Here is a 20,290-nt window from a genome sequence, read left to right on the forward strand (position 1 = left end):
GCACCAATGCCAAGCGGTGCTTCTCGGGCCGGAGCGCGTGCACCGAACGAATATAATGCTGGGGAAATTTGTTTGCAATTCATCTGAGAAGAATGGAATGGCCGCAGAATCGAAAGGTTCGATTATCCGAATCAACACTCGAGAGGCCCTGTTGAAGCGCAGGCTTCGTCGTCATCTCGCGTCCCTAGGTTACACCCGAAACGAGGCGGGAGAGCTCTCCGCCCCAGGAACGACCAAAGACGTCATCCGTCAGTTGCATCGAGCGCAGCGTCGGGAGATTGTTCGCTCGCAGGCGGAGTTCATCGCCGGAGCCATACCTCGGGTCCAAGATTTTTTCGCGTCGGGAAGCGACATAGACGTCGGCAATATAGCCCCCCGGATTGAGCGGGTATTCAGTGGTACGTGGCAGGCGGACCTTTTCCGTGTCGCCTCGCTCACTTGGTCTGTTCCTGTCTCGAGCGGATTTGGTCGGCGGCTGCGATTTCTGGTCTGGGATGACCACAACGGAAAGCTGATAGGTATTTTCGCTATCGGCGACCCTGTCTTCAACCTTGCTGTCAGAGACAATTTTATTGAGTGGACAGCCAACGACCGAGCACAGCGGTTAGTGAATGTAATGGATGCGTACGTCTTGGGCGCAGTGCCGCCATATAACTTGTTGCTAGGCGGGAAGCTTGTCGCCTGTATTGTGCGGAGCATGGATGTTTATGACGAGTTTCGACGGGAATATGGTGATGCCAAAGGTATCATTTCGAAGCAGAAGAAGCACCCACAGTTGCTTGCAGTCACAACCTCGTCATCGATGGGCAGGTCGTCCGTCTATAACAGACTGAAAATTGACGGTGTCGAATACTTCCAGAGCCTCGGCTACAGCGGCGGTTGGGGGCATTTCCACATTCCCGACAAACTGTTCGTGGACCTGCGTGACTACCTAAGAGATAACGGGCACTACAACGCCGACCAGCACAAATTTGGGGACGGACCAAACTGGCGTATCCGTGCGATTCGTTCAGCAATGACGGCACTGGGATTCAAAGGGGATGTTTTGAAACACGGGATTCAGCGCGAAGTTTTTATCTCCCAATATGCAAGCAATGCGCTTACAATCCTTCAAACGGGAAGCGGCCGAGCAAAGTTGAACGGCCTTCTCAGTGTTCCCGAAATCGGTGTGCTTGCGGTCAATCGATGGCTGATTGGCCGTGCAGAGCGACGACCGGAATACCAAGATTGGCATAAAGACCTGATACCGCGTTTAATCAAGTATAACGTCGGAATGCAACCAGGCATCGAGAAAGGCACTATCGCAGTATAGACATCTGATTTGGCCCACTAGAGGCTTGGCAGATTTTCCGGGGGCATTAGCCGTGAGAGAGGCTTTGGACCGAATAAGCGGGAGGCACGTCGATGCGGCGCACGCCACTCGTTTCGGGCTTTACTCCTGTCCCGAGTGCGCGTCATCCGTCGATTACAGGCGTGCCGGCGGCTGGAGGGCTGCGTATTTTGCGCATGCCGTGGGAACAGGCGGAGGGTGTTCCCGTGCAGTCGACGGTCTTTATGGAGGCTCGCCAACTGGGGGTCTTCTCCGCGCTGGACCTGCACGACCAGGTGAAATTACCCTGAGCCTCCGTCTGTCGTCGTCTGGACGACCGTTTGCTTGGGAGCTGGAGCTTGGCATCCCGCTCGGCGACTGTGACACTGGTCACGTCAGAATCGACGTAGGTGGGCGCGAGGGTTTGCTTAACTGCGGAGCGACCCGTGGCGGGGTCGGACGGTTATCTGCTGAACCAGCAAGTGATGACTATTCCGTTCTTTCTATAAGTCCCGAGGCTGACAAGCTTGGTCTGACGCTGGAGCGTACATGTCGCGCTCTGAGCACAACTCACGCCACTGCGTTCGAGGCCTCAGAAATCTTAAATGACCGTCCGCTTCCCCGTTGCCTATCATTATCCTGGGGGCATGCCTACGTCTTTGTCTGGCATTCCTCCCTATCGATGCAGGTGCCCGAGGAGTTTGACCCCGAGTTCTTGCAGCCGAATGAGGAATGGCTGGCGGCAGTCTTGTACATGCCGCAATTTCCGAATTCATTCATTGAACATTGGGTGACCCAGCAGACGGCACTGCCGATATCCGTTCCCAAATATCAAATTGATTTGATTTGGCCAGCTAGTGCTCGAAGCATCACCGGTGGTTATGCCATGGCGACTGCCGGACACTCGATTCTATGCTTCGTGCGTCGCCCCCCAGCGGCCGACGCAACCGGCTCACCTGCACTCTATGTTGACTACGGTGGTGAACGACGAGCCGCCGGAGTATCGAATTTGGATGAGCCGTTCTTTCAAGTGAGTTCAGATTGGAAGGGCGCGCTTCAACTGACTTACAAGGAGGACCGGAGCGCGAAGTTAATCGTCGAAGGGCGACGACCCGCTGCGCTGTGTCCGACATCAGTCGTATTTAACGGTGTGTTCTCTGATGGGCAGAATACGAAAGTCGACATGCTCGATGAGAAGGCATCGGTGTGGTTTCAAGATATACGAGACTCCACACTTGTGCTCAACGCAATAGAAATACCCAATGGAGTTCGCGGTCGTGTTTTGGTACGCGAGGCAAGCGAGTGGAAAGAAGTCCTGCACTTCCCGCCGGGCAAGCGTTTTGTCAGCAGGGACTCCAAGTCTGGGCTACCACGTTGTTCGTCAATAGAGAAACTATCATCGATTCTTCGCGAAAAGTCGCAAGAAGTCTGGATAGACTTCGGTCCATTTGGCCGGGTCTGGTTGCCCAGAGACGGGCAGAAGCGGGGGCAGCAACCGAAGCTGTCAAAGGGTCTCCGGCACCGTCTGCATGCGTACATTTTCCAAATGAAGCATGACACGTCGACTAACGAGTTGCGACTACCGGTATCGGACGAGGAGCTTGTGCAGGCCGTATCAAGACATTCACCATCGCGCCAAAACGAAGCGGTTCATCGCGTACTTGTGAAAGACATAGCGCGTAGTCGAAAAACGTCAGTCAATGACTTGGATTGAATAACATGTCGTTTACTTTCTCAGAAGAAGCGAAGCGGCGAATAGCCGAACAAGGTGTTAGCCGGATTTCGGCTTTCTTGGACGAGGTGCCTCTCGCGCAAAGGCAGAAAATATACGCAAGATTGCCGGATGTTGACGGGTTCCAGAAGAAAAAGAACACTCCGAGCCATATCCAAGCGAAAGCGAAGAAGCTCATAACTGCCATTTCGCACTCGACAGAACCGAAAGCCCGAGCTGTTGAATTGGATTGGTTTGTGTTCGGTGCCGCATGGGCAGTTTGGGCACAGAAAGTAGTCGGAGAGAGATTTCCGAAACCGCCGTTTGACTTCGCTGACGCAGATGCCGGAACCTGTGTCTTATTTCTGAGGACCTTCGTTCTTGTCAATGACTTCCCGCCGTGCTGCAGGGAGGACCTCCACACGCTGGTGACGTTCAGTGGTATGAGAATGAGCGAAGGGGTTTTAGAGGTTATTGCCTCCGCGCCTGTTAGAGCGGAATTTGACCGTCAGAAAAAGATTTTCAGCTTGCCGGACGATATATCGAAGGTGACATCCGAGTTAGCTGAGATTAGACGGTCCATTTCGCGCCAGCAACTTGACATTGAGGCAGCAAGAAGCGAAACCAGGCAAGTCGCGAAGAATTCGGAGGAAGCGACCAGGGTCACGTCGCGGGTGGCAGAGGCGGTCGAAAAACTCTCTTCCAAAGGTGGGGCAGCCGGTAACGAAATTTTCGATGACGCAATCGACCGTTTCGAAAGCGCGCAAGCGCAGTTCGCGGCGCAGCTTGAAGACATTCGAAAATCACTGGCACGCGAAAAGACCCAAATCGCCAAACTTGACAAGTCCGTAGGCGAAGTCGAAAGTCGACAGAAAGATATTGGCCTAAAGTTTGTCCAAGTCGAACAACGGGTCGAGAAGTCGTTGGCTGCGCCAAGAGCCCACGAAGATATCGCGAGCGTCGTCCAGCAACACCCCGGTACGTTAAGAACCGAACAAGCGCTTGACCCGAATATGCGCTGGCTTGTCCCTGAGGCTGCAACCAGCGGTGTGACAGAACTACGGGGTCTCGCTGAGGCATTCAAGTTGATTCAGGACAATCTGTGTGCCATCGGCTTGCTACCGTCGTTTGCGGCTGGATTGGCGCGGTTGTCGGCAGCAGCCATAGGCGCTGGCCTGATGCCTCAATATAGAGGCTCGGTAGCAAACATCGTTGCGGCTACGATTGCGAGCTCTCTTGGCGGAGAGGGTCTTCTGGGATGGCACGTCAGTATGGGGCTGTATGACGAGTCGGCAGCGCTTTCAGCGATGTCCACGCTCCGCCCAGTGGCCTCAAAGGGAACATGTCTCCTAGTGCGAGGGGCAAACCGGTCGGCGTTCGAGATATACGGCGGCCCGATAAAAGACAACGTCGTTAGTAGACTGTTTGCGGCTGATTCCACGGAAGAGCACGGGCCTATTATGGTTGCCACTTGGGCAGAGGGGCCAGCGGTAATTCCCGGTGGTCCTCCGCTACTGGAGCTAGGTCCGATAGCGAATGTGGACGGTCTTCAATGGAAGTTGACCAGTGGAGCGGAACGGCAAAAAAGAGGGCGTGTGTTTTTTACCCCCGGAGAGATTCACAACATAGCATCAGTTGGTAGCGAGTCGACTCGCGATGTCACATCGCTTGTTGACGCGCTCGGAATTGGGGGCAATGCACTTTGGCGGCGTGCTTTCAATCGTTTTTCGAATATCCTGTTCGGCTTATCAGACCCAGATTTTGACCGTGATTTTGAGTTGGCGCTGCTGGGTTGGATACTGCCGTGGGCAAAAGCGCAAGGATGTAGTCGCCCTCTGGTGGAGAAGGCCATCAGGTCATTTTCAATTGAACACATCGATTCTCCGTCAGTTGTCACGGCGCTAGACGAAAGAAGCTGGGAAGTGGAGAAGTGAAAGTTGAGTCTTTAAATCGCCGTTACGCGCTCGAGCACATTCGACGGGAGCTTCGATTCTCGGGAGAAGAGAAAGCGTTGATGTCAGCGCTAACGTCGGAACACATCCGTGCGATTATTTCGGAGCCGCTCGCCATTGACGACCAATCGACTCATCAGTCAATTGCGAGTGCGACAATCACGCGATTGGTGTCTCAGCGTATCGCGGGACTGTGGCTTACTCCCGCCGACCGCAGCGGCACGGATGGCTCGGAACCTAAAGACTTCGTTCGAGCCGAGCTAGCGCATCTCGCTGACCTAGGGGATGTCTACAAAGGCGAAGGCGGTCAATGGTTGCCAACACCGCCCCGGTGCATTGCTATTGATGACAGTGTGAGTTTGCTGTTGTCCAGCAGCCCAGTCTCCTTACTTCCGTTGGCTATTCAACGTCCCCTTTTTACTGTTGGCCGAGCGCGTCTACTGTCCATTGCTGAGACGAACGGGGCTGTGCAACTATCGGTAATCCGACAGCGTCTCACAGACTGGTTGAACCTACCATACGGGAATGTTCGGAAATGGGCGACTGAATTCAGGGACGCGCGCAGCCGTACGATGCAGAGAGTCGAGGGCATTGATGATGCACAGATTCACTTCAACGGAACGTGGCGAAATCTGAGCAGCAAATTCTTTACTGACGGGGTTTATCTGAGCAGGCGCCGGGTTTTGATGCCGAACCGTTGGGTGTATCTCTTCAGACTTTCGGACGTTAGGTGCGCCATTGACGGGGAGGCATCAATTTTCGCTGAAGTCGAGATAGACAATGACGACGCGCTGCGTCTGCAATCGTCTCTACGACCACCAAACGTTAAAGCTGAACAGTTCGGATATCAAGAAATCGGAAACTCATTTGTGCTACACCTGACTCGACCCCTGCCGTGGCCAGAAAGAAAAATTCTATCACTAGGCCGCTTCGAGCAGGATGAAGAAAGTACACGTCGCTACCCAAAGCGATTTTACTTCCATGCAAAGTTGCGCCCGATTGTAGAGCAGGTACTGAGTTTATTGGAAATTGGATTAGTCAAGAGACATTCCTCCGGGGGGGGCCATGAGTAACACCAACGAGCCGAATCAATATAGCGCACATTCGACGGTTAATGGTCTGAAGGCAAGTCTTGCCACATACATCGAGGCGCAGTACCACGTAAAAAATCCCAGTCTCATCGCGGAGCGCAAGGCTCTGCTGGAGCAACACGAAGTCATCGCTCAAGATGCGTTTGTAGAGGCGACCCCGGTCTATGCTCTCGGAAATCCGTACAAAGACTTGAAGCTTCCTCCGGTAGTTTCGCGGGTCTTGACGGATATTGCAGAACTGCAGGGGAACACAGGGCTGTATGCAATACCGTATCATCACCAGGCGGTAGCTTTAGAGAAATTCTTCGGTGGCGAGCCATCAGATTTGGTAATAGCAACAGGGACTGGCTCGGGTAAGACAGAGAGCTTTCTCATGCCGATTTTGGGCGCCTTGGCACAGGAAGGCGCCGAAAAGCGCGCTGGCCGCGATTTGCACGGATGCCGAGCACTTCTTCTATATCCAATGAACGCGCTAGTTAACGACCAGGTCGCGCGGATTCGGCGTTTGCTCGGCAATTCGACTGTAAATGCCTTAGTTAGCGATGGCCGTAACCGTCCAGTTCGGTTCGGAAGCTACACGGGGCGAACCCCTTATCCAGGCCCTCGTAGTGCGGGAAAGGACACTTCGCATATCGAACCGCTCTTTGAAGAATATTACAACAAGCTTGAAGGACGCCCCGAAATAAAGAAGCAACTCGAGGACCTAGGTCGCTGGCCTAGCAAGGACCTACAGGCCTTTTATAGCGGTCACCTTGTCGAAACAAAAAAGCAGAAAAGCGGCAAAAACATTGGGAAGGACCGTAAGATAAGACATTGGGGTGAGCGCCTCAAGACGCAGGATGTCGACCGGGAACTCATGATTCGGGACGAGATGCAGAGGACATGTCCCGATGTCTTGGTGACAAACTATTCGATGCTCAGCTACATGCTGATGCGGCCAATTGAAAGCCCATTGTTTGACCAGACGGCGAGGTGGCTAGCGTCTGACCCATGTAACGAACTTATTCTTGTCCTCGACGAAGCCCATATGTATCGTGGGGCTGGCGGTGCTGAGGTCGCACTTTTAATCCGGCGTCTTGTGGCGCGATTGGGGATTGCTCGGGACCGAGTCAGGGCTATATTGACAAGTGCAAGTCTGGGCGAAGGAGAGCAGGAGCGTCTTGCTGTTCAGGAGTTCGCTAACGACCTGACTGGCTTGGAGCCTTCAACCGGTCGGTGTTTTTCGGTGATTGGCGGGAGGAAAGAAAAGAGAGCTGCGGGGCGTGTTGGCACCTTGAGCGAGGCGGAAGCGCTCGCAATGTTAGACGTGGATTCGTTAGCGAAGGCATCCGTCACGACCGCTGGAACTGCGGATGATATGGCGCAACTGGCAGCACAATTTAATTGGCCGATGCCGCCCGCCAACGGTGATATTGCCGATTATCTTTATGAACAGCTGACTGGATTCGGTCCTGCCGAACTGCTTATAGAACTGGTGAGCGGACGCGCGACGCGGCTCGAGCAACTGACTTCCGAGCTCTTTCCTGATGCTGAACCGGCAGTCGCGCGACGCGCAGTCGACGCCCTGTTGGCCATTTGTTCCCATGCAAAGCAGAAGAAAGACGGACGTGTTCTCGTTCCGACGCGTTTGCATCTCTTTTATCGGGGCCTCCCGGGCCTGTATGCTTGCGTCGACAAATCATGTACCGAGCGGCTCTCGGGGGGAAAGGACGACGCCGTTTTAGGGCGATTCCATACGAAGCCCCTTCTCGCATGCTCTTGCGCAAGCGGTGCTCGTGTTTTTGATTTCTTCACCCATCGTGATTGCGGAGCCGCGTTTCTCGTCGGGTGGGTCGATGACAAGATGGACTTCATGTGGCACGAGCCGGACGCGGCATCGTTGCATGACGGAAGCAGGAAGCTTGTTCCAATCGAATGTCTGGTCGAGCCGACAATTCACCCGACGAGCCAAGTGCGGGAAAGATGGCTTCATATCGCCACCGGGCGATTGCTTGATAAACGTCCCACGAAGAATGAAGGTGACTTTCTGTTTATCCGAGTACCCGACAAATCAGCAAGGGTGGACGGCGAAGTTAGGTTTGACGTTTGTCCGGTTTGTGTCAAAAAGACCCGCAGCGCGAGGAATGAACCATCAAAAATTATGGACCATGTCACGAAAGGTGAAGCGCCCTTCGCGACTCTTGTTCGTTCGCAGATGCTTCATCAACCAGCGAGCCGAAAATGGGACCGTAGTCATCCGAACGAAGGTAGAAAGGTCCTGGTATTCTCGGATGGTCGGCAGAAAGCCGCGCGACTAGCCAGAGACATGCCCAGAGACATGGAGCTGGATTTGTTCCGTCAGGCAGTGGCCGTTGCTACCCGCCTGTTGCCAGGCAGTTTCGAGGCGAAGCCCACGGGTTTGGTGCTATATCTAGCGTTTATCGCGACCTTGAAGGAGAAACACCTTTCGATGTTCGATGTCGATGGCCCCCGGATTGCCGCCCATCTTGCGACGTTCGAAAACGACTATGAAGGTAACCTGGCGGAGGCGTTGCGCGACAGCTATCCGCTCGGAGAGACACCATGGCGCTATCGAATCGCATTGCTGAAACTGTTGTGTAGCAGCTATTACTCGCTATCAGGAACAACCGTTGGATTCGTCGAAGCAGCATCTCGACCGATGAAGGTGCTTGCTGCTGCGCTAGTAAAGCTGGGCATGTCATTTGAACAGGCGGATATCAAGGCGCTGGCGGTAGCCTGGATACAGGGACTCCTTTCGGAATTTGCATTTGATGCCGACTACTCGCCCACACTGCGGGAGAAGGCGGCTGGATTTTCTCGGTTGAGTTGGGGAAGTGATGGGCAATTCGAACGTCCCTTTAGGACGGCACTCACGTCGCGTCTCGGATTTACCATAGCGCAGGTAGAGGGCATCGAAAAAGGAATGTGTACTGCCTTGGCCGTCGAAGTCGAGCGGGGATACTTTCTAAACCCAAATTCCGTCAAGCTCACAATCGACCTTTCCATCGACTGGACTCAATGTGATGACTGCACGGGTTTGATGCCTTTGGCATTTCGCAACGCATGCCTTTGCTGTGGAAGCGACAAGATTCGGGTTGTGAACCCTGAAAACAGCCCCTACCTCAGGGCAAGAAAGCGTTTCTGGAGAGAACCGGTCGAGCGGGCTCTGCGGGAAGGCTCCAGATTGAACAATCTGTATGTTGAGGAACACACGGCCCAGCTCTCAAATCGCGACCATAAGGCCGTCAACTCAACGACGGAACTTCATGAGCTTCGCTTCCAGGACCTATTGTTAGAAGATGGCGACTTGCCTATAGATGTCTTGAGTTGCACGACCACCATGGAAGTAGGCATCGATATAGGCTCGCTTGTGGCTGTGGCGCTACGAAATGTGCCGCCCCAGCGCGAGAACTACCAACAGCGAGCTGGACGGGCGGGACGGCGGGGCTCCTCGCTGTCATCTGTGGTGACGTTTTCTCAGAATGGTCCTCATGACAGCTTCTATTTTTCGCATCCGCACGCGATAGTTGCGGGACCGCCCCGGTCTCCGGAGCTGAAAATCGATAACGAAAAGATTGCGAAGCGACACGTGCACGCTTTTTTGCTACAAACCTATTTTCATGACGCACATAGCCGATTGGGAGGGGCTTCCCGCTCAGCCGTACTGATGAAAGCGCTTGGGCCCACGCGTGGATTTTTTCACGGTCCTGACACGGTCCCCAATCTTCGCGACTTCGAGGAATGGCTAACGTCCCGGGCGTTGACAGAACCGTTTCCTTTGATTCGCGCCATAGCGGACTGGTTGCCGTCATGTCTATCAGTCGGGGCGCAGCGGTTGGATGAGTGGGTACACACAACAGTCAACCAATTTTTGAATACTCTCAACACGATTGCGTCGTCAGTACCGGAAGACCAGTTGGTGGTTGAAGTCGACCGCGAGGTGGACGAGTCGAGCGACGGGGAGGTTAGTGATGAGGAAACACTGGAGCATGAGGACCTACTTGAGTTTCTCTTCGCAAAGCAACTACTTCCGACATACGCGTTTCCTACAAGCTTGTGTAGTTTCCTCATTGAAAAGCGAGTCAAACTGGAAAAACGTACCGAGGTACGTCTCGAGCAACGGCCTCAACTCTCCACAGCACAGGCCTTAAGCGAATATGCGCCGGGGCGGCTGGTGGTCGTGAACAAGAAAACGTATCGTTCGGCAGGGGTTTTTGCTAGCACTGACCCTGCAGTGGTGGACCGGGCAGAGTCGCTCTTCGCTGAGGCAATGCAACTGGTGATGTGCAATGAATGTTCGTTTGTCCAAGACCCCAGCCAGAAAGGGGTCGCATATGACGACTGTCCCGTATGTGGTGGAAGCCTTGCGAAGGAAATGATGATTCAACCGGAGGTCTTTGGTCCCGAGAACGCCGTTGCTCTCAGGGAAGAAGACCGGGACCAGGATATCACGTATGCGACGATGGCTCAGTATCCGCAACCAGCGGGAGGGGAGTCATTTGTTTTCACGGATGAGGGCCCGTACCTCCAGCATGCACATGCGATTGACCGGCGTCTCTTTACACTCAACAAAGGTCAAACGAAGGATGGCGATGCACTTGGCTTTTCTGTTTGTACGAAGTGCGGCTGCGCCGAGGTGTTCAACGCTGTAATGCCGAAGTCGGGAAAACACAAACGCCCTTATCACACGAGGAGCTGGGAGGCGGGTTCGGACTGTATGGGAGAATTTGAACGTACGTATCTGGGGTACGACTTCAATTCTGACCTGTTGCTTGTTCGTATAAAGCTTGCTGCCCCGCTGATTCGAGATTTAAGTTCGCGCACCGTTGTGCGCACTTTGGAGAGTGCATCGCTGAGCATTTCCGAAGCGCTAAGGCTTTCCGCAAGTCGTCACAAGCAACTCGACTTAGACCCAATGGAGTTTGGGTCGGGCTATCGCCTCTTGCCTCCGAAAATAGAGAGCGAAATCGCAGTCGACATTTACTTATACGATACGCTCTCGGGCGGAGCGGGATATGCAGAGCTCGCTGCGAAGTATTTTAAAGACATAGTTGAAGACACGCTTAAGCTGCTGGATGGCTGTGACTGTGACACTTCTTGCACAGACTGCCTTGACCACTTTCACAACCAGCATAATAAGGCGAAATTGGATAGGAAGTTGGGAGCGGCTCTATTGCGGTACGCACTTTACGGCGTAGTGCCGCAAAGTATGAATGCCGCTTCGCAAAGAACGCTTCTACGCAAGCTAGTTTCGAGTTTGGAACTTGACGGGTTCACGTGCGGACATGCTGTCGAGTTTTCAGGCAATATTGCGCCGCTCTTGGTGGAGGTGAATGGAAAATCGTTGTCGGTTGGAGCCTATCCGGTTCTACTCGAAACCTGCGATTTTACAATGCCAGAAGGAACTGTCGGAACCTATTACATTACCGACCGTTCTTTGGCGAATGACCTGCCGGGAACGCACTCGGCGATACGCCGTTTGATGGTCGGATAAGAGGCGGAAAGGGTGCATTTGCATAATTCGATGGACTGGCGCTTGTGGAGCAATCTCGGGGATGTCGTGATGCGATGAAGCGCGCTCACGAGTCGACACTTATCGCCGCAAGCAATACGCCGGGACGCAGGATAACTGGCGTGTCGGCATTTTGTTCCGCGTCCGCAAGTCAATCGCATGTTTGGTTAGCGTGTTACCAGCCGCCTCCGACGAGTCGGGTTGGGCTACGGAGGTGTGACTGTTAGATAGTGAAGCATTCAAAGGGAGTATCGACGAGATTTCGTTCCGCAACCTAAAGTTTTCTTGTGGCGAGCCGATGACATGGGATACGCCTGCGCTTGAGAATAATGGTCCTCTTGGTGTTTTCCGTTGTCTCACTGCAGAAAAGTCAACAAACAAATCCGAGGCCCGACTTGTCATCCGTAACTGTGACCACAATGGAAGAGTTGAAGGAAGCGTTAAGTGCGAAGACTGCGGAAATCCTTGTCACTGGCGAGCTTGCAGGCAAGTTGAAAAAAGCTCAAAAGGTAAAGACGCTTAGCGCCATTGCCGTAGCAGCTATCGCAGCCATCGCCGTGACCGCAATCCCCACCGGAGGGGCTTCGGTGCTGGGCGCGGCTCCCGTGGCAGCAGGCCTGACCGGAATGGAGATTGCAACCATTCTTTTCATTGCAACAATCGGCGTGACAACGATGATTGCGTTGTTTAAAGATTACGACGCCGAGTTTACGACGGAAGGGGCGAAGTTCACGAAGAAGCGGAAACGTTAAGGACGCACGGTCCAACGGGCATTGGTGGAAGGAATTGTTTGACACCCGCTGGACAGGGTAGGTCTCAGTAGAAGCGCGGGGGCCAGTACCCTTATGGTCGTCCGCATTGGAACTTTCTCGCCCAGACGTACGGTATGGTATCGGCAAATAATAACGGCAAGCTCGAACGGGAATTCACTGTAATTTTTGGTTCGAGAAACGCGGCGAACGTTGAAGTCCCGCCGTTCACAGCTCTCATCGTCCCTAGTGATGACAAGGTTGATGATTTCGGCTTCAGAACTCGTGTTTCTATTCACTTGAGGCTGGAAGAGCCTCGTGGGAAAGTCGGTCTGGACGGCTATTTTGGGGTTGTGAACTCTGTCTCAGATACTCCAAGTGATTCCCGATGGATTGTTGAGCTCATGAACGGTACTACCAGTGAGCTGACCGTGACCGCGCGTGAGAGTCATCCATTCTTTACGATGCTGCCGACATTGCAAGACTACCGGGCGCTCGTCAGGGATTTGGGCCAAGAAGTGGCGGCGAAGTTGCTGTTAGCTCTAAATGACCTTGTCGCGCTCCGAGAACTGCGTTCAACATCGAACATCCCGGCCGCGGCGGCTAACACACAGGTCTTTCAGAAGTCGTTCGTCCGCACGGCTGAATCGTATTTCGCGTTCAAAAATGCGGGGCCAATACTGAGAGGAGCGGAGTCGGAAGAGTTCGGCAGGATGTCTCAGAGCATTCGAGTGCGGTTCCAATTGGCTGGCAAAAGAAACGCACATCAGTTGGTGTTTCGTTTTGACCATAAAGCGGACCTGCCAAAGCGAGTATCCGTAGTTATCGGAAAGAACGGAGTTGGGAAGAGCCAAGCGCTCAGTCAGATTGTCCGAGCCTTACTCGCAGCTGACAGCAACTCATTGAGCGAGGCAGATTCGCGCCAGCGAGTACTCGTCAATCGATTGTTGGCTTTTGCTCCGACAAACGAGTCGGCATCTGTATTTCCGTCGGACCGACGTAAAAAGGCAAAGGTCTGGTACAGACGATTTGCGCTCAATCGCGGTGGTGGAGGGCGTCGCGGGCCAGGTGTTGCCGATTTGGTGGTACAGGTCGCCCGTTCGAAAGCGTACGTTGGCGACGTATCAAGATGGCGGATTTTCCTGACGGCAATTGAAGCTATTGCCGACTGGGAACAGATTTGCCTTATCAGGAAGGACAAGACGAAATCACCTCTGCCCATTGTTTCGCTCAAGCAAGCGGCTGGCGAGGATGAGTTGTTGGAGCAGTTTAATTCGATAGATGAGAGGAAGGACCCCGTTCGGGTAGTTGAAGGAGATTCCTATCCGTTGAGCAGCGGGGAAATATCGTTCCTTCGATTTGCTTCGCAAGCGAGCCTGTTTGTAGAGAACGGCTCGCTGTTACTGTTGGACGAACCCGAGACACATCTTCATCCCAACTTTATTAGCCACTTTGTCTCGCTTCTAAACAACCTTCTGGCACAAACTGGGTCTGCTGCTGTCATCGCGACACACTCGGCGTACTTCGTCCGGGAGGTGTTCCGGGAGCAGGTGACAGTGCTGCGCTCCGATGAAGACGGGATTGTGCGGTCTGAGCCGTTGAGATTACAGACATTCGGTGCCGATGTCGGCTCCATTTCATACTTTGTGTTCGGCGAAGATGAGCCGTCCAAGCTCGCAGCAGAGGTCGAGGAGCGATTGCTTTCGCGCTATCAAACCTGGAATCAGTTATATGCCGCGTACAAAGACGAATTATCGCTGGAAATGCTTGGTTCGCTGAGACTTGCTTTCGATTCTCGAGGGCGCGATGAATAAGCTATCTCGGCCGGTGGTTAATGACTTCGCCGCGATTGAGCGGCTCGCAAACACTCGCCGTGCGAAGAGCTTTCCGCATCTGCGCGACGCGCTCGAAACCATTACGGCGGGATACGACCAGTATCTTGCAGTAGAAGGGGATGCTCTTCGCGTAAATCAAGTCGTTTTGAGTGAAGAGGTTGAGGGATATCTGAGAGCGCATTACGCGAGCCCGCCAACTGCTCTATCGCACATCACGGCACTCCGCCTAGAGGCTGAACAACGCGTTTGTCCGATGTGCGGGTCAATGCACCGCGGGACTCTGGACCACCTTCTGCCGAAGGAAGACTACGCGGTATTCTCGGTATTCTCGCAGAACCTAATACCGGCATGCAAGTGCAATATTAAGCGCGGGAAAACGGTTACTGGAGAGGGAGCGGGTGAGCGAATACTCCACCCGTATTTTGACGAATGCCTCGCTGAGCGATTGATTGCTGCCCGCTTTGAGGAACTTGGGAAGGTCCCTCACATCACTCTGCGCGTCTTGACGGACCCGGCACATCGTCACTACAGCGCAATCGTATTTCATGTCAGGGAAATTGTCTCAAACTCTGCGATTCTCAAGTACGTTTCGGACCGTTGGGCGCATCTGTGCCAGTTGCCGGAGTTGGCTGTCCGGGCGCTTTCCGTTGTCCCCGAAAGTGTCGATGCGCTTCGCACATTGCTTGAGCACGAGCGCGACCTGACAGATAGAGCACACGGCGGCCGAAACAACTGGAACTCGGTGTTTGTGACTGGTCTTCTGGACGCGGACGTATTGCAATGGCTCTACGATTGCCTCAGCGCGCCAGGCCGTGACCCGAACGGCCCACTTCTGTGATAACTCGCCGCGTCCGTGGGAAGGACTAGATGACTGCTGCGTCGTCTTAGCTGCGCCTGTAATTCGACGCGCTATCTGAACATCTTTGGGGATTTGTCAGGAACTGCTTAACGGTTCTGTAGCCTTGGGTTACAAAACTATGCTTGGCCTGTCGGGCGCAATTGGCACTGCATTGAACGAGTACATTGCTGGTGGAAAGGTCAACCTTTCAGCTTGGCTCGCTATCTTCTATGCTGGTTTGAGCGATGGGCGGCGAACGGCGGTCCCATTCACGACACGGCAACGGAGATGGCAATGATGAGTGAATACGGCAACCCAGACGATTCCTGGCTTACATCTGGCTTGACAGAGAATCGGGTCAAAAGATTTCAAGCGGCGCTTGCGATTCAAATGTCCCTGATGACGGGGCGGCGAATCGGCGAAGTGCTCGCTCTGAAAAGTCAGTTGGGCCACCACCATGTGGGGCTCACGGAGCGTTACCTAAGGTCGAGTAAGCGTGTTGAAAGCGAGGCAGGCAATGCGGTCGACCTAGCCGAGCTGTGCGCCTTTCACACGGCCGTCGAAAATGCTCGGGCAGCCGGAGGGGCGCGAGACGGGGCAGGCCCGTTGTCGCCCTTTAGCCGCGTCCATGAAGAGTTTGGTCGTGTAGATGCCTTGGCTGCTCATCTCAGCGCGTTACGCGAGCAGTTGAACGACCGATAGCAGCCGGCTCAAGGTCTGACGGCCCGAATGCAACTGCCTGACGACTTTTCCAGTATGCGCGACAATGCTGCTTGCGGCACGGAGCCGCGCTTGGAAAACCACCGGGGGCAGGGTGAGCAGCAAGGTCGAGATTCTGGTTGTCGATTCGCTTTCAGAGGTGCCTGCAGATGAGTGGAACGCGCTCGCTGCAGGCAATCCGTTCGTAGCCCACGAATACCTGTCGGCGATGCACAACACGAATTGTGCGTCCAAGTCGACGGGGTGGCAGCCAACCTATCTGCTGATGCGGCGCGGCGCGCAGCTTGCCGGTGCCGTGCCGCTCTACCTGAAATCACATAGCCGCGGCGAATACGTGTTCGACCAGGTCTGGGCTGATGCCTTCGCCCGGCATGGCATCCAGTATTACCCGAAACTCCTGTCCGCAGTTCCGTTCACGCCCGTTACAGGCCCACGCCTGCTGGCGCCGACGCATGCCGACAGAGTGCTCCTAGCGAGAGGCGCCATCGAATTCGCTAAGCAGTTGGACGTGTCGTCAATCCACGTCTTGTTCTCACATGAAGACGACCTTGAAGCCCTGACCGACGCTGGCTTCATGCTTCGGGAGGGGGTGCAGTTCCATTGGGAAAATTTTGGGTACAAGACCTTCGACGAGTTCCTCTCGAAGATGTCGCACGACAAGCGGAAGAAGGTTAAACAGGACCGTAGACGGGTCCACGACGCCGGCGTTACGTTCCGGTGGCTCCGCGGGCAGGAGATTGGCCAGGACGACCTCGACTTCTTCTACGAGTGCTACGAGAACACGTACCGAGAGCATTGGAACCCGCCGTACCTGAACCGCAAGTTTTTCGGCCAAGTCCACCGGACGATGCCTGATGCGCTAATGCTCGTCGTCGCTGAGGCGGATGCGAAGAGGCTAGCGGTGGCGCTGAATGTTGTCCAGGGCGATACAATGTATGGCCGCTACTGGGGCACCAAGGAGTTTGTATCAGGTCTCCACTTTGAAACCTGCTACATGCAGGGCATCGAGTACTGCATCGCGCGCGGAATCCACAGCTTCGAGGGTGGGGCGCAGGGCGTCCACAAGATGTCGCGTGGGCTGATGCCGACGCCGACGTGGTCGGCGCATTGGATTGCTGACCGCAGGTTTGCACATGCCATCAGCGAGTTCCTGGACCAGGAGACCGCGGCGATGGACGAGCACATTGACGAGCTCGAGGCACATACGCCGTTCAAGCGTAAGGCTTCAGGCAGTAGGCGCTGATAGGCGTGCGCGGCGCTTTCCGTTCTTGTGCTTTGGTGCTCTCCCTCCCGCTGGACAAGAAATAACGCGGCCTTCTTCCTGCGAATTGCTAGTTAGCTGATTTTCGAGCAGCGTCACGATGCGTGACTTCAAGTCTCTGTTCTCTGATTTCAACGCGCCGTTCTCAGACCTGAGCTGTTCGATTAACGCGTGTTGCTTCTCTTCGACCGTCTGCAGGCGCCGTATCTTGTGGGTCATTACATAGGCGCGCTGCGATTCGCGGGATGCGTGTCCAAGCTCGGCAGCTACGGCATCCTGAATATCCTCGCGCGCTAAGGAGAGATGCTCCCGTTTCCGGAAGTCAATTTCCTCTTCGGTCAGCGACTGCCCTTTGCGGCGCCTCATTGAGTGGGACGCGGCCCCTTTGGGCCGCCCCAGCGAGCGCAATGCGGTAGAAAAAAGCTGGTAAATGGTCTTATCCTCCAGTGGTGTACCTTCGACCACATTCAAGAAAACCTTTGACTGCGCCGTCGATTCATCCTTGTTCAGTGCCTGAAGCAAAGCCTGCCTGTCCTCGCGGACGTATCGAGCGATTTCGTTAGCGAGTTCCCAGCGCATTTCGAAGGCGAAGCGCTTCCGACCTTTCTGCGTACCCGGTCGAATCAGGAAGCGGTCATTGTTGGCCTGTGCGTGAAAAGCATTTGGTGAAAACTGCTCAACGGTCAGCGAATTTATGCTAGCTGCCCGCCATCCCTGTAGTTCTCCGGTCCGAAGCAGAAGGACATTCCGCTCCTGAGCATGCTTATTTTGCGCGGTTCGAAAATGCTCTTCAACGAGACGAACGTCTTCGTCGGTCATCCAGTACTGGCCGAGGTCAACGTCCGTCTTTCCGCCGGTCCTGTCAAACAGCAGAGGATACTTTCGCATTGAGCGCAAATCCAGCCGACTTTGGCGTGTGCGAACGTCTGGAAGGGACGATTTGATGCGACAATTTTCCCAACCAATGGTGTTTGGAGGAAGGAGCCGGGAGTATTGACATTCATCGATACACTCGTAGATGTATCGCAACTTCGTATTCGTAGTGGTCTCCGCCTGATAGTCGTGTCCTCTAGATGCCGCAGCGTTTTTCGTGGCCTCGAACGCGACAGACCTAAACTCCCTAAGCAGGTCGTCGTCGAGTTGATTCAATCTCTTGCCCTTAAGAAGCAGGAACTCCGTAAGTTCTAACGCTGCATAAGTCACGGCCCGTATCTTTCGCTGCCGTCGTTTTACGTCTCTCACTATCGAGCAAGTTTGGGCGAACCTGTCCAGATAGGTGCTGACCGGTTCAATAAGTTCGCCCTCCGTCGCCCTTAGGGTTGGAATCGGAATCCCATCGATTTCCGTCCACAGAAGCATGACATTTGCTGTTCGGGTCATGTCGGTTCGCCCGGTTGGTTCGTGCATCGACGTAACTTCGCCAACAAAGTATGCGAGATTGTTCCCGTTCGGCCCTTGGCGCCGATGTGGTGTGAGTCGGGGAACATTCCACCGCACAAAAATACAATCTCTATGTTGGCTGCTGCATGTGCTAGGGATGTCCGCTCCTCGTCGAAGACCTGATTGTCGGAAGAAGGGACAATAACTGTATCCCATAGGCCAAAGACGGCGTGCGCCGGCCGTAACGAGTAGGCAAGGGTTAAGCCCTGCAGCTCGTTCCTCGATAAGTCCAACTCGCCAGTCCCGTCGAAATGGACACGAGCAAAGGAGCGGTCGTGCCTAGGGTGATAAGCCGTCGCATCATCATGGGCGATGTAAGTTATCAGGCCTGTCATGCCACTAACGAGACCACGCTCCGGGTCCGTCCGTGTAACGACAACGGGCTCGTCGATGGTCGCGCTGAGGTCATCCCGTAGCCTTGCGACCGGCGCAGGCAGACTCTTCAAACGTCGGTAGTCGACCGCTTCGTTGTGAAATTGTACGTTCCAATCGCGCGCCTCCCGACTACTCACCACGAAGATGGCTGCGGTGCCTCTCGACAAGGCTTTGCGAAACTCGTAAGCGGTTTTGGCTCTTAGCGATTCGCGGCTACCTGTCGTTTCCCATCTATGTGACGCGCACATCGTCACTGTTGGATTGGTTGCGTGCGTCTTTTCCGTATGGTCCCCCTTTTTCGCCAACGACCGCGTTGACCTTGAGGTGTTCATCCGAAGTTCCCGGAACTGTCCTGATGCTTGCAGTGTTCCAAAAATCGGTGGTCCATCTGAAAGGAGAAGGGGCAAAGAAAAGCCAATCAGGCGTATCGCATTGCCGATGGGAATGCGCTGCATCAATTTGTTCAGCACAACGAGGCCCAGTCCGTGGCAACCGTGAACAAAAATTTCTCGAGAGACGAGGGAGGCGACGGTGGGCGAAAGCAGTGCGGACGAGAGGGTCATGAATTGGGGGTTGTCCAAGGATACCCCGTCCGTTTTTTTGATATATGAATCAGGGACGATGTGCAGTGCGTTGGGCGCAAGCAGAGTCAACGCACACGCGGCCTTCGCCACTGACGTCCGGACCAAGTCTATTAACAGCGAAGGGCTTTCAAAAGCCCATCGACCGGAACCTTCCGCTCGCGCAAATTCCGACATACGTTCTGCGAATGCCTGCTCGATGATGTCGACCCCTGCTCCTTGATACGAATCACCGGCGGAGTCGCGGGCGCAGACGACGAAGGGCGTTCGCAGCGCAATTTCAATGGCAGCTTTTGCTGCCTTCGCGTCGCCAAGCCGGCCGGCTAAGAGCCTGTTGAGAGTGTCGGCAGGAAGTGAGTGGCGACCCCTCCGCTGGGCTTCCAGTAGGATTGCTTCACATGCGCCTGATAAGCGCGCCTCGCTATCCTCGGTAACCTGGTATGTTTCCCGCGCAAGCATGTCGATAGCGGTCCATGAAGCGAAAGGAACTAGGCAGTATGGATTCCGAGATATCGTTGACTCGGCCGCACGCCCCCAAAGATTCACTATGCGACGGATATCGGTGTCACTCAATTCGAGTCGACGCAGGCGATGCCGAAGGTGCGCGAAGACCCAATAGCTCCGCCATTCCTCGACAAGTTCCTTGCACAGGCGAAGGCTTATCCGCGCTCGTCTCAGGGTGAGTAAGTTTCCCGCATCGAGCACTGGGGGCAACGCGTCGCCAAAAAGGTTCCAAAGCCGGTTGGCGGCGGCACGCTGTAGCATTGGAAAGAGCTCACACCCGCTCAGAAATCGAATGAGCGCGGCACCTTCCGGTCGCCACGGTCTTGCTTCGGACGGATGGAACTGCATACCGTACTGCAGGTTTCGTCTCCATTCGCCAATCAATGACCATGGTTCATTCTTCAATGGCGGG

10 protein-coding genes are annotated in these 20,290 nt (G+C 54.5%); 8 read left to right on the plus strand and 2 right to left on the minus strand.

Annotated elements, in window-relative coordinates:
- Positions 1-97: 97 nt before the first annotated feature.
- The 8 genes from F757_RS32925 to F757_RS0103765 all read left to right on the plus strand — a co-directional run bounded on the left by F757_RS32925 (position 98) and on the right by F757_RS0103765 (position 16,960).
- On the plus strand, positions 98-1,312 hold the full coding sequence (locus F757_RS32925; RefSeq protein WP_051376661.1) for a Druantia anti-phage system protein DruA: 1,215 nt from the start codon (positions 98-100) through the stop codon (positions 1,310-1,312).
- Positions 1,313-1,991: 679 nt separating this feature from the next.
- Entirely contained in the window at positions 1,992-3,023 is a 1,032-nt protein-coding gene (locus tag F757_RS0103730) for a hypothetical protein (RefSeq protein WP_027210226.1), read from the plus strand.
- Between the two features lie 5 nt (positions 3,024-3,028).
- A complete protein-coding gene (locus F757_RS0103735; protein WP_035466170.1) occupies positions 3,029-4,954 on the plus strand; it encodes a hypothetical protein in 1,926 nt (641 codons plus the stop codon).
- A gap of 1,083 nt (positions 4,955-6,037) precedes the next feature.
- Entirely contained in the window at positions 6,038-11,557 is a 5,520-nt protein-coding gene (locus tag F757_RS0103740; RefSeq protein WP_027210228.1) for a DEAD/DEAH box helicase, read from the plus strand.
- Between the two features lie 437 nt (positions 11,558-11,994).
- The gene (locus F757_RS0103745; RefSeq protein ID WP_035466227.1) at positions 11,995-12,327 is read left to right on the plus strand and encodes a hypothetical protein; all 333 of its coding nucleotides are present in this window, start codon (positions 11,995-11,997) and stop codon (positions 12,325-12,327) included.
- 134 nt (positions 12,328-12,461) lie between these two features.
- Complete coding sequence (locus F757_RS32930; RefSeq protein ID WP_051376657.1) at positions 12,462-14,138, plus strand: AAA family ATPase; 1,677 nt, start codon at positions 12,462-12,464, stop codon at positions 14,136-14,138.
- Positions 14,131-14,997 (plus strand): hypothetical protein, encoded by an 867-nt coding sequence (locus F757_RS0103755; RefSeq protein ID WP_027210230.1) that lies wholly within the window; start codon positions 14,131-14,133, stop codon positions 14,995-14,997. The genes F757_RS32930 and F757_RS0103755 overlap by 8 nt, the downstream gene beginning before the upstream one ends.
- Positions 14,998-15,811: 814 nt before the next feature.
- A complete protein-coding gene (locus F757_RS0103765; RefSeq protein WP_027210232.1) occupies positions 15,812-16,960 on the plus strand; it encodes a GNAT family N-acetyltransferase in 1,149 nt (382 codons plus the stop codon).
- On the opposite strand, the gene F757_RS35645 is transcribed toward F757_RS0103765, so the two are convergent.
- Complete coding sequence (locus tag F757_RS35645; RefSeq protein ID WP_232221342.1) at positions 16,943-18,358, minus strand: hypothetical protein; 1,416 nt, start codon at positions 18,356-18,358, stop codon at positions 16,943-16,945. The two genes, F757_RS0103765 and F757_RS35645, sit on opposite strands and share 18 nt — an antisense overlap.
- Positions 18,355-20,226 carry a helix-hairpin-helix domain-containing protein gene (locus F757_RS0103775; protein ID WP_084530705.1) on the minus strand — a complete coding sequence of 624 codons (1,872 nt, stop codon included), beginning with the start codon at positions 20,224-20,226 and terminating at the stop codon, positions 18,355-18,357. Before F757_RS0103775 ends, F757_RS35645 begins: the two co-directional genes overlap by 4 nt.
- Positions 20,227-20,290: the final 64 nt, after the last annotated feature.

The sequence above is a fragment of the Burkholderia sp. WSM2232 genome (assembly GCF_000472545.1).
GTDB lineage: Bacteria > Pseudomonadota > Gammaproteobacteria > Burkholderiales > Burkholderiaceae > Paraburkholderia.